Origin of the sequence: Segetibacter sp., assembly GCF_025963695.1 — a bacterium.
Taxonomy (GTDB): domain Bacteria; phylum Bacteroidota; class Bacteroidia; order Chitinophagales; family Chitinophagaceae; genus Segetibacter.
In genome coordinates, this window is the sequence record NZ_JAOQAH010000007.1 from 1 (window position 1) to 11167 (window position 11167).

Below are 11167 nucleotides of genomic sequence, written 5' to 3' on the forward strand. Positions count from 1 at the left end.
CCTGGCCTTCACTTATTTTGTGCACCATTGGCTTTTCGCAATAGACTGCTTTGCCTTTTTGCAATGCATCTTTGGTAATTCGTGCATGATGATGATCGCTCGTAACAATCAAAACGGCATCAATATCGTCTCGGTTCAGAATTTCGCGATAATCACGGGTGGTAAAAAGCTCCTTACCATAAACTTCTTTAGCGCGTTCAAGTCTTCCTGTATATAAGTCGGCGGCGGCCACTAATTCTACTCCTGGAACTTTCAAAGCTTGCCTCACATCATTATTACCCTGAATGCCAAGGCCTATCAGGCCAATCTTTATCTGGTCGTTTGGAGATATTTTTTTCTCATACCTTAAAATCCGTTCTTCTGCTTTTTCCTTGTTTGCAAGACTGGAAAGTGGGCTGGCTGCAAGAAATAAACCCGTTGCCCCAATTTGTTCAAGAAATTTTCTTCGCGATGAGCGACTTTGATTTGACATGCAATTAGTTTTTATAAAACTTAGATGAATTTTAAAGTAGTATACGTTAGAAATTTGAAGTTAAGGAATAAGAAGAAATGAAACTGAAATGAAAAGTGAAACAAAACAATTTTCAGAAGTGGAATAAAACAGCTTTGTAAATAACTCGTAAAATTTTTCAAATCTCCTTACTCTTTTAAATCCTGGTTTTAAATAAGGTGTTCATTAAATCCCAATGCTATAAGTTTTTCAAAAGCTTCCCAAACATCCTCAGGTATTGGTTGATAAATCTGAAATCCCTTTTCAGCATAAATCTTAATTCGTTGCAAATCACCTAGCATTATATGAATTACTTTATCTAACGAGATCTCGTTGTTTGGATAGTCGTGAAAAGATATTTGAGGGGAGGTGACTATTAGCTTTTTATCTGGCCAGTGTTTTTTAAAAGTGGCATAACTTCTTCGCTCCATGTAGGGCTTTTGTACTACTATAAAGGATTGCGGATGGAGGTTATTTTGTTCTAATAGTTGTTGGGTAAATAGAATGTTTTCTCCTGTATTGGTTGATTTATTTTCTATTAAAATTCTCTCTTTAGGAACGCCGGTTTCGATTGCGATCTTTGCAAACTTGTCAGCTTCTGTTTCTGTCCACATATCTTCTGTTAATCGTCCTAAACCACCCGAGAAAATTAGCAAAGGTGCCCATTGCTGCAAGTATAATGCTGCCGCCCGTTCTGCAACTCTTACGTCATGACTTCCTAACACGAGTATACAATCAGACTTTTCAAGACTATTATTTACATGGTGATAATCCCAGACTTTTTGTGCTAATGATATAACTTCTTCTGTCATCATAAGAGGCGAAAATAGGAGGTATTTGAATATTTGTGACCATCGCACGAACAATGATGATTAAAAGTTGATTTGGCGAGGTAGTGACAATAATAAAGCGTTTAATTTGCTGAACAAAGAAAAAGTAGTACAAGAGTGCGACGCAAGCAAAGCTTACTGAAGCTAAACTGCTGGCTAAGAAAGGTACTTACTGTTTTTATGTTGCGGCCTGAACGGTTTTAAAGGTAAATGGATAAGGGATGGAAAAAGAGCGTAAAGTGGAAGGTGTTAACACTTTTTGCTTTACTTAAACTAACAGACTAAGTCTTTATAAATAATAGATATTTCTTGAACAAAAGTAAATTAACGATGAAAAAAACGATGATGCTTAGCCTTGTAATGGCTTCTTTTCTCAATGCTACCAGCCAAACGACCCCTGTTGTGTCGGTGTTGCCTCAACCTGTGACTGTACAAAAAGGTAATGGAAGTTTCTTGTTAAAAAAGACAACGGCAATTGAAGTAACTGGCACTAACGCAGATGCGAGAAGAGTTGCGGGTTACCTGGCAAAAAAAATATCGACTGCTACGGGTTATTCAATTGCGGTAAAAACAGCAACCTTTAATGCCAATACAGCCGGTAACATTAGGTTGACTTTGTCTGCCGATACGACGGTGGGCAATGAAGGTTACAAGTTGAGCGTTGTTCCGAATTCTGTAATAATTACTGCTAATAAACCTGCAGGGTTGTTTTATGGAATGCAGACCCTTTTGCAATTATTTCCTAAGGAGATTGAAAGCAACACGGTGGCGAACAATGTAAATTGGAGTGTGCCTGCTACAACAATTAATGACAAGCCCCGTTTTGGCTGGAGAGGTTTGATGTTTGATGTAAGCAGACACTTTTTTACTAAGCAGGAGGTAAAAGATTACATAGACCAAATGGTGCGTTTTAAATTTAACCTGCTCCATTTGCACCTGACTGACGATGAAGGCTGGAGAATACAAATAGAAGGTCTTCCAAGGTTGACAGAAGTAGGTGCATGGAACGTTAAGAAGGTTGGCTACTTTGGGACCTTTTCTCCACCCACGCCTGATGAACCAAAAGATTATGGCGGATTTTATACACAGGCAGATATAAGAGAACTTGTTCAATACGCTAAAGATCGTTTTGTAGATATTCTTCCTGAAATTGATGTTCCTGGTCATAGCCTTGCTGCGGTTGTTGCTTATCCTGAACTGTCTTGTACTCCGGGCGCAGATAAATACCAGGTAAGATCTGGAGAGGTGATTATGGATTGGTCACGTGGCGCACCTCCGATTGCATTAATTGACAATACGCTTTGCCCTGCAAACGAAAAGGTGTATGAATTTATGGATAAAGTAATGACGCAGGTAGCAGCACTTTTTCCGTTTGAATATATACATGTTGGTGGCGATGAAACCCCTAAGAACTTCTGGGAAAAAAGCGATGCTGTAAAGGCTTTGATGGCAAAAGAAGGCTTGAAAAATATGGAAGAAGTGCAAAGTTATTTTGAGAAAAGACTTGAAAAAATAGTTGAATCAAAGGGTAAGAAATTTATGGGCTGGGATGAAATTCTTGAAGGTGGATTAGCACCAAGTGCAGCAGTAATGAGCTGGCGCGGAATGAAGGGTGGGATAGAAGCAGCTAAGATGAAACATGAGGTTGTAATGAGCCCTACTACTTTCGCCTATATTGATTATATGCAAGGCGACCCGATTGTTGAACCGCGTGTATATGCGACACTTCGTTTAAACGAAGCCTATAAGTTTGAAGCTTTGCCGGAAGGGGTAGACCCAATTTATATAAAAGGCGGACAAGCAAATTTGTGGACAGAGCAAGTGTACAACATGCGTCATGCTCAATACATGACCTGGCCACGTGGGCTTGCTATTTCAGAAGCGCTCTGGTCTACCAGGAAAAGTCGGGACTGGAACACTTTTTATCCAAGAGTTGAAAACCAGTTTAAACGTTTTGATGTGGCGGAGGTAAAATATGCACCCAGCGTATACGACCCTGCTTTTAAAGTTTCAAAAGGTGCAGACAGTACTTTGCAAATTGAGCTAAGTACTGAAATACCTGACCTTGATATTTATTACACTTTTGACAATAGTTTTCCTGACAGGTTCTACCCAAAATATACAAAAGCAATAACGGCCCCTAAAGAGGCTGTTATGCTACGTGTAATTACATACCGGGGGAAAGAGCCAAAAGGGAGAATGATTACAATGCCAGTTTCAGAATTGCAATCAAGGGCAACACCCAGACGGAGATAAGATTTATTAATATAATAAGAAAGCCATCCAGTAAATTGGGTGGCTTTCTTATTTATAATGCATATAGGAGAAGACTATTTATAGCCCCATTTTCTCATTACCGCTAAATCTTCTTTGCAGTCATCCAATGGCTTGCGGCCCTGGTAAGATTCCTGTTCTATAATCAGGTATTTTGATCCACCTGCTTTCTTTACAAAATCAAGGTTGGCTTTAAGATTTATTATGCCTTTTCCAAGAACAGTACTTTCATACTTATCGCCGGCGCCCGGGATTTTTATTTCATCTTTTACGTGTAGAGACTCAAATCTTCCGGGATGTTTTCTCAAGACATCTTCGGTCTTAGCTCCACCATTATACAGGTTGCCCATATCTAACTGGTGAATGACCAAAGCAGGGTCAGTGTTTTGAAGGATGATATCGTACAACATCATTCCGTTCATCTTTTCGCTAAACTCAAAATCGTGGTTGTGATAACCAAACTTCATTCCCGATTTTTTGCACAACTCGCCGCTTTTATTAAAGACCTCCATGTAACGCAAGGTGTCGTCATAGGTCTTTCTCAAACTTGCATCAAGCCACGGGCTAACTACATGAGCTTGTCCTAAAATGGCCGCATCTTCAACTGTTTGTTTCCACGAGTCCGAAAAATCTTTCTTCTGGCTGTCCCAGTGTTGAGGACCCATAACAGTATGACCGCTGGGCATTTTCATACCAAGGTCATCCAGCACTTTTCTAAATTCTGACGGAGACCACCCGTACAATTTCCTGTTTACATAATTCGCGTGTTCAACATGAGTGTAACCCATTTCACGCAATTGTTTTAGGGTAGCTAACGGATCCTTTTTCATATCGTCTCTTACACTGTACAATTGTATTCCAACTATTTGTTTTGTTTTTTCGGCAGCAAAAACGTCGTTACCAAAAGCCATTGCTCCGGCAGCAATTAAAGAACTGTTTTTCAGGAAAGCACGTCGTGTAGTGTTCATATGTTTATTTAAATGAATTGAAGCGTTCGTTGTTAAATCAATAACTAAATCTATGATTAATTTTTTATCAATTCATCTGCTTTCAATCAGCCTTTAAAAAGCTTGACAGAGATGGATGTTGATGTGGAAGATAAAATGTTTGAACCTGTTCTAAAGCACCGTTCCTTCTCCTTCAGGAGAAGGAGGATGAGGTTTCTCTTCCTCCAGCCACACAACATGTTGTTCTGCTTTATGTGGCTCTCCTATGATGTTTCGGTATAAGTCAGGTCTTCTTGCTTTTTTATATCGGTATCCTCCGGCATCAGTTAATTTTTCAGGATTGATAACAGCTGTAGCGATGTCATCGCCGAGCGTTCTGCATTCCGCAATAATATCACCAAATGGATCAAGGATCATAGAACAACCATTTTTAAGCTGGTCATCATCCATACCAATAGGATTAGAGAAAACAACATAAGCGGCGTTGTCGTATGCTCTTGCAGGTAGCCATTTCATTAGCCATCCCCGGCCTTTCATTCCGTCAAATTCCAGTCTCAGGGAAGTTGGATCGGTCTCCCTATTTTCCCACAGCTTTGGATCAACAAAACCAGCGCCCGGTCTTGGCGAAGGAGTACACATGGTCACGTGCGGCATAAAAATAATGTTTGCACCAAGTAGGTTGGTGGCGCGTACATTCTCAATCACATTGCTGTCGTAACAAATTAAAATTCCACACTTCCATCCCGCTAATTCAAAAACGGTATAAGAATTTCCAGGTGTCAGATTAGGATTAATAAAAGGATGCAACTTCCTGTGTTTTGCCACAAGGCCGTTTTTATCAACGCATACGTAAGCTTTGTATAACTTGTTCTCTTTGTCTTTTTCGAAGAGTCCAGCTAACACAACAATATTATGCTTGTTGGCTATTTCAGTCAACCTTTGAGTGCTTTCTCCGCCCGGTATCACTTCTGCAATTTCAAGCAACTGCTCTTTGCTTAAATGCCTGGCGAAAGTGTATCCCGTAATAGAACATTCATGGAAAGCAACTGCTGCCGCCCCCTGTTGAGCTGCCTTTTCTGCCAGTTTTTCAATTGTATTTAAATTGTATATTTTGTCCCCGCTTTTGTTTTCAAATTGAGCAGTAGCAATCTTTATGTTTTTCATAAAAAAATTTTGTTGCATAAATGGTTGCCGGTTTGCGGCAACCAGTAACAGGTAACTAATTCTTATATCGATCTCTCAGCAAGTTCATCATGTATACATTTACTTCCCATTGATCTACGATTGGCTGCTTTGTATAAGGAAGTAAAGGCATATAGGGTGGTGCTCCAAATTCGGAGGTTATGGTAAAAACTTCCCGATTATTCTTTTGCTGCAATTCTATCACTTTATCCCAGCATTCTAAATGTCTCTGCAAAGCTTCACTCCATTCAGGTGCTCTTGGATCAGTTATTTGTGGCCCCTCGATAAAGCCCACTCTTGAGTGGATATGTTCGGTTCGTGAAATAGCAAGTTCTACAGCTTCCTCCTGGTCGTGTAAATAAGTTTCGGCAGTATTGAACCAATGAGAGATATCTAAAGTAATTTTTAAATCAGCAATATTTTGCAGGTATGCCTTGGTAATGTGTGCCGCGAAACTAAATTTTCCTCTGTGCGTTTCATGTAAGATCCGAACTCCGGTCTCTTGAGATACAATTTTTGCCAAATCGATTAGCTGTTTGTTTTCCTCGGGCGAAAAGTAATCTTTACCTGTTTGGCTATTTATAAATAGCGGTTTTGCTGCTGCTAGTGATCGCAGTCTCATTTCGAATTCCTCTAAATGTTCATTAAAAACCGGGTTAACAGTTTCCCAATGTTGCCCAATCCAATAAAGACCATGACTCTTTAGTCCGGTTAACATTTCCTCTTTTTCACTTTCGTCCATTGACAGACTGCCTTCAATGCCATCATAGCCTGCATCTTGTACATTTTTTAAAAAGGTACTCCATGGTATAAGTTCTTGGCCCCATCGGGGACAGAAGAATAAAAGTTTCATCAATAAATTTTACTTGACTAAATTTAATTAATTCGATTAATTTTCAATTTTTTCTACACATAACGACTGCACATGCTAACGCAAGCTCAAATTAATCAATATCATTCTGATGGCTATCTTGTTTTAAGAAATTTTTGCAGTAAACCCGAAATTGATAAACTGTATAACGTAGCGATACAGGATGATGCGATGCGGGAAAACGCGCTGGATTTAAATGATCAAACCGGCAAAAAAACAAAGCTGTCTTTGTGGTTTACTCCCGGAAACGACGTGTTTGGGTACCTCACCCGAAGCCAGAAAGTAATAGAATCAGTTGCACTATTATTAGATAGTGATGCCCCCGTTTGCCACTTTCACTCAAAGCTGATGCAAAAAGAGCCAAGAGTCGGTGGCGCATGGGAGTGGCACCAGGACTATGGCTATTGGTATAAAAATCAGTTTATGTTCCCTGACCAGCTAATTAGTATAATGGTGGCATTGACGGAAGCCAATAAAGAAAACGGTTGCCTGCAGGTAATTAAAGGTTCCCATAAATTAGGTAGGGTTAACCATGGCTTTGCAGGCGAGCAAGTAGGTGCTGATGCTGTAATGGTTGAGAATGCATTACAAACAATGGAACTTGTTTATGTGGAGTTGGAACCCGGAGATGCTCTTATTTTTCACAGTAATATCTTGCATCGTTCTGGGGCCAATCTGTCTGCTTATCCCCGTTGGTCTGTGATCTCCTGTTATTGCTCGCAGTCAAACATTGCTTACAACGAAACGTCTGCCTCGTGGAAAGTGCCGGTACATGTTGTGCCCAACGAAGCAATATTAACCTGGGATGCAGAATCCTTGTCTAACGCCGATTTTCTAAAAAAAGAAAACGATCCGGCTTTAAAAGAGACTGGGTGGGAAAAGGAAGTCATCATAAAATAAACCCTGCAGATCTATACAAACTCGTAACCCCAATTTTCAATTTAAATAATATAAAAACAACGTATGAGAAAACAATTTCTACTGTTTTGCGCTTTCCTTGCAATAACATCAGTAGCCGGTGCACAAAAAACAAAAAAACTATTTAATGGTAAAGATTTAAGTGGATGGGCAATTCACGGAACTGAAAAATGGTATGTCGAAAACGGAGAACTAATTTGTGAAAGCGGGCCCGATAAGGAATACGGCTATTTATCTACAGATAAAAAGTATAAAAATTTCATACTCGATGTAAAGTTTAAACAGGAGGCCAATGGCAACAGCGGTGTATTTATCAGATCGAGTATCCAGGGCACAAAGATTAACGGATGGCAGGTAGAAGTTGCTCCAGCAAATCAACATACCGGCGGGATTTATGAATCGTATGGAAGAAATTGGTTGATACAGCCAAAGCCCGAAGACGAGAAATATTTAAAACAAGGTAGCTGGAATAAGATGAGAATTAAAGTAGTTGGGGATGAAGTAACTACCTGGCTTAACGGCCACCAAATGGTTTACCTTAAAGACGAAAAAATTGGGCAGGGAGAAGGATTTGTCGCTTTACAAATACACAGTGGTGGTGGTATAAAAGTGAGATGGAAGGATTTGAAAATAAAGGAAATGTAAACTGAGCATCTCAGGTTTGGGGTGTTGGGTTTTAAGTTGAACGTTTTGCGTTTTGGTTAGAAATCCCATGAGTTCAACGTGTGATATTTCTTTGGGACCAACATTAGTAATGCTAATCATCATCGTTGTGTCACTCACTTGTACTATGCATTTTTTATTCATTCATAAAGACAGGTGACAGATATCGGTGATTGATCCTTTAACGACGGTTTTCTAAATAATTACTATTTCAGCCAGTGAATTAAAAATTTATAAAAGATGCAGGTTAGAGATTTAAGTGAAATTCATGAGCAGGTTGCAAACCTGTTTCCATGGCCGGAAAAAGCAGCCGATTGGGATCAATACAGGCTTTCGAAGGATCAAATAGAATTCTTTAATGAAAACGGCTATTTACCTGGCATAAAATTGCTGAATGAAGAGCAGCTCGAAATATTACGGAATGAGTTGTTTCAGTTGGTTGATCCTGGCTTGCATGACAACTCATTGTTTTATGAATATAACAGTAACGAGTCTACTGATCCCCAAACAATTTTGTTTCACGCTTTGGGTGAGTGGCGCATTACAGAAGGATTACACGATGTGCTTTGGAACCCTGCGTTTGTAATGGCTGCAAGTCAATTACTGGGAGATAAACCAGTAAGGTTCTGGCACGATCAGATCTTTTATAAACCCGCAAAAAAGGGTGGGGTAGTTGCCTGGCACCAGGACTATTCGTACTGGACACGCACCAAGCCGGTTGCTCATATCACTTGTTGGTGTTCACTAGATGACGCAACAGAGGAAAACGGATGTTTACAATATATTGCCGGCAGTCAGCGGTGGGGTTTGTTACCAAAGACTCATTTGGCTGGTGATCTTCATGGTATTCGTGAGTTTCTTACAGAAGAACAGCAGCAGCAATTCGATAAAGCGAAGCATGTGCCGGTGAAGGCTGGGGAAGCAATTTTTCACCATTCACTCACTATGCACGGTTCTGGCGAAAATAAAAGTACCAGACCACGAAGAGCATTTGTGATTAATGCATTTGCTGATGGAGTTGTATCCGATTCGGACGAACCATTATTACAAGGTGTACCCGCTGTGCCAAAAGGAAATAAAATGGAAGGACAGTTTTTTCCACTGTTGTTTAGCGGAGTATAATTTCAAGCCATTATCATTCTTCAATTAAAGCAATGAATAAAGTTAGGTGGGGCATTTTAAGCACAGCGAAAATTGCTCGTGAAAAAGTAATTCCAGGAATGCAGGCAAGTGCCTTTTGTGATATTGCTGCGATTGCTTCGAGAAACAAAGAGGATGCACGGGCAGTTGCTGACAAGTTAGGCATAGCAAAAGCGTACGGTTCTTATGAAGCGCTTTTAAATGATCCGGAAATAGACGCAGTTTACATTCCCCTTCCTAACCAACTTCATGTACCCTGGGCTATTAAAGCATTGCAGGCAAATAAGCATGTTTTATGCGAAAAGCCTATTGCGCTCAGCGCAGCAGAGGCACAACAGTTACTGAAGGCTGCCGAGCAAAAGTCTTATCTTAAAGTCATGGAAGCTTTTATGTTTCGCTTTCATCCGCAGTGGCAGTATGCAAAGAATATGGTAACTGAAGGAAGGATTGGTAAATTGAAAACAATACAATCCTTTTTTTCATATTACAATGATGATCCCAATAATATTCGAAATCAAAAAGATGCAGGTGGCGGAGGTATGATGGATATTGGTTGTTACTGTGTTTCTCTTTCAAGGTTTATTTTCGACAAAGAGCCTCAAAGAGTTATCGGCAAGGTTGAGTTCGATGGCAGTTTTGGCGTCGATCATATTGCATCAGGCATATTAGATTTCGGTTCCGGTACCTCAACCTTCACCTGTTCTACACAACTTACTCCTTATCAACGCGTCAATATTCTTGGTACTGATGCGGGTATTGAAATAGAAATACCTTTTAATGCTCCGACTGATGCACCCACTAAAGTGTGGCTTCATTCCAAAGCTGGAAAAGAAGAAATTGTTTTTAATATGGCTAACCAGTATACCCTTCAGGGCGATTTGTTTTCTCAAGCTATTTTAAATAATACAAGTGTGCCTACCCCTCTTGAAGATGCAGTAAATAATATGAAGACGATAGAAGCAATCTTCGAAAGTTCGAACAAGGAACAGTGGATTGACCTTTAAGGAGGCTGAAATATATCTGCTTAATTTCTCAGGAAAGGTAAAAATGTTGAAGAGTGCGACGCAACAAAAGTTGCTTGTTGTAATACTGCTGCGCTCAAAAAAAAATCCTTCTGTTATACCTGCATGTAATTGGACTTTAAGAAAAACCAGTTTGCTTAATTTTGCCTGTTACCAACCGTTATTCACATTTTTGAAGCGATTTTTGTTGTGGTATTAGTGAGCGTTCCGGTAACTCTATTTCTAATGCAAAAAATACATTTTTTTGTTTTATGCTGTTTTCTCGCCTTTTCAAAAGTCTCTGCAAGCCAGAACAAAGCCATTGTGGTGCAGAACGTTTGGAATAACGATCTAAATAATTACAACCCGAAAGAATTTTTGGATCAGTTATACGAGGTTTTGAAAGCAAAACTTCAGGTGAGAGATTTTATAGCAACCAGTGGGGCACTCACGTACAGTAAAAAAGAGGAGAACTGGGACAAGAACATACAAGAGCAGGTAAAATCACAAAAAGCTCCAGGTGAAAATGCTGAATACAATTATCAACAGTTGATATAAACTAATAAGATAGATAAAGCCTTCTGTTTTTGCAGGTGACAAGTAATTTTCGCTAACGAGGAAAGGCGGTGTTGCCGATCTTAATGCTGAGTAAAAACCTACACGTACACGAGTGCGACGCAACGAAAGCATAAAAGTTTCTATAACGCTCGGTACCCCAATTAACTCAATTTATAGTAATCCCCGGGTCAACCTTCTTACTCATGGTGATGCGGCTTACATTGCTTTGTGGCTATCCAGCAGTCAGGAGCATTCGCTCGCCCTTACCTGGATGTCCTCCACTCAACAACGAA

The 11167-nt window shown here is 39.9% G+C and carries 11 protein-coding genes; 6 read left to right on the forward strand and 5 right to left on the reverse strand.

Annotated elements, in window-relative coordinates; genetic code table 11:
• Together JWR87_RS00335 and JWR87_RS00340 are read right to left on the reverse strand one after the other, a co-directional pair.
• A partial coding sequence (locus JWR87_RS00335) for a Gfo/Idh/MocA family oxidoreductase (protein ID WP_297814483.1) occupies nt 1-472 on the reverse strand: 472 nt, incomplete at its 3' end.
• 188 nt (nt 473-660) lie between these two features.
• Complete coding sequence (locus JWR87_RS00340; protein WP_297814485.1) at nt 661-1305, reverse strand: YdcF family protein; 645 nt, start codon at nt 1303-1305, stop codon at nt 661-663.
• 345 nt (nt 1306-1650) lie between these two features.
• Here JWR87_RS00340 and JWR87_RS00345 point away from each other — a divergent pair, with 345 nt between their 5' ends.
• Nucleotides 1651-3576 carry a family 20 glycosylhydrolase gene (locus tag JWR87_RS00345; RefSeq protein ID WP_297814487.1) on the forward strand — a complete coding sequence of 642 codons (1926 nt, stop codon included), beginning with the start codon at nt 1651-1653 and terminating at the stop codon, nt 3574-3576.
• Between the two features lie 74 nt (nt 3577-3650).
• Here JWR87_RS00345 and JWR87_RS00350 read toward each other — a convergent pair whose 3' ends face one another.
• The 3 genes from JWR87_RS00350 to JWR87_RS00360 form a co-directional block, all read right to left on the reverse strand.
• A complete protein-coding gene (locus tag JWR87_RS00350; protein WP_297814489.1) occupies nt 3651-4562 on the reverse strand; it encodes a sugar phosphate isomerase/epimerase in 912 nt (303 codons plus the stop codon).
• A 150-nt stretch (nt 4563-4712) separates the two neighbouring features.
• The gene (locus tag JWR87_RS00355; protein ID WP_297814490.1) at nt 4713-5705 is read right to left on the reverse strand and encodes a nitrilase-related carbon-nitrogen hydrolase; all 993 of its coding nucleotides are present in this window, start codon (nt 5703-5705) and stop codon (nt 4713-4715) included.
• Between the two features lie 55 nt (nt 5706-5760).
• Complete coding sequence (locus JWR87_RS00360) at nt 5761-6576, reverse strand: TIM barrel protein (protein WP_297814492.1); 816 nt, start codon at nt 6574-6576, stop codon at nt 5761-5763.
• Nucleotides 6577-6648: 72 nt separating this feature from the next.
• On the opposite strand from JWR87_RS00360, the gene JWR87_RS00365 reads away from it, so the two are divergent.
• From JWR87_RS00365 to JWR87_RS00385, 5 genes are all read left to right on the forward strand, one after another.
• Nucleotides 6649-7494 carry a phytanoyl-CoA dioxygenase family protein gene (locus tag JWR87_RS00365; protein ID WP_297814493.1) on the forward strand — a complete coding sequence of 282 codons (846 nt, stop codon included), beginning with the start codon at nt 6649-6651 and terminating at the stop codon, nt 7492-7494.
• Between the two features lie 63 nt (nt 7495-7557).
• Complete coding sequence (locus JWR87_RS00370; protein WP_297814494.1) at nt 7558-8157, forward strand: DUF1080 domain-containing protein; 600 nt, start codon at nt 7558-7560, stop codon at nt 8155-8157.
• 258 nt (nt 8158-8415) lie between these two features.
• Nucleotides 8416-9297, forward strand: coding sequence for a phytanoyl-CoA dioxygenase family protein (locus tag JWR87_RS00375; protein ID WP_297814495.1), 882 nt, complete (start codon nt 8416-8418; stop codon nt 9295-9297).
• A 32-nt stretch (nt 9298-9329) separates the two neighbouring features.
• The gene (locus JWR87_RS00380) at nt 9330-10319 is read left to right on the forward strand and encodes a Gfo/Idh/MocA family oxidoreductase (protein WP_297814496.1); all 990 of its coding nucleotides are present in this window, start codon (nt 9330-9332) and stop codon (nt 10317-10319) included.
• A 243-nt stretch (nt 10320-10562) separates the two neighbouring features.
• Nucleotides 10563-10874 carry a hypothetical protein gene (locus JWR87_RS00385; RefSeq protein ID WP_297814497.1) on the forward strand — a complete coding sequence of 104 codons (312 nt, stop codon included), beginning with the start codon at nt 10563-10565 and terminating at the stop codon, nt 10872-10874.
• Nucleotides 10875-11167: the final 293 nt, after the last annotated feature.

Bases quoted from the DNA above. Each gene is read 5' to 3' on its own strand.
- JWR87_RS00380 (WP_297814496.1), top strand. From the start codon at position 9,330: ATGAATAAAGTTAGGTGGGGCATTTTAAGCACAGCGAAAATTGCTCGT.
- JWR87_RS00340 (WP_297814485.1), bottom strand. From the start codon at position 1,305: ATGATGACAGAAGAAGTTATATCATTAGCACAAAAAGTCTGGGATTAT.
- JWR87_RS00355 (WP_297814490.1), bottom strand. From the start codon at position 5,705: ATGAAAAACATAAAGATTGCTACTGCTCAATTTGAAAACAAAAGCGGG.
- JWR87_RS00345 (WP_297814487.1), top strand. From the start codon at position 1,651: ATGAAAAAAACGATGATGCTTAGCCTTGTAATGGCTTCTTTTCTCAAT.
- JWR87_RS00365 (WP_297814493.1), top strand. From the start codon at position 6,649: ATGCTAACGCAAGCTCAAATTAATCAATATCATTCTGATGGCTATCTT.
- JWR87_RS00350 (WP_297814489.1), bottom strand. From the start codon at position 4,562: ATGAACACTACACGACGTGCTTTCCTGAAAAACAGTTCTTTAATTGCT.
- JWR87_RS00370 (WP_297814494.1), top strand. From the start codon at position 7,558: ATGAGAAAACAATTTCTACTGTTTTGCGCTTTCCTTGCAATAACATCA.
- JWR87_RS00375 (WP_297814495.1), top strand. From the start codon at position 8,416: ATGCAGGTTAGAGATTTAAGTGAAATTCATGAGCAGGTTGCAAACCTG.
- JWR87_RS00385 (WP_297814497.1), top strand. From the start codon at position 10,563: ATGCAAAAAATACATTTTTTTGTTTTATGCTGTTTTCTCGCCTTTTCA.
- JWR87_RS00360 (WP_297814492.1), bottom strand. From the start codon at position 6,576: ATGAAACTTTTATTCTTCTGTCCCCGATGGGGCCAAGAACTTATACCA.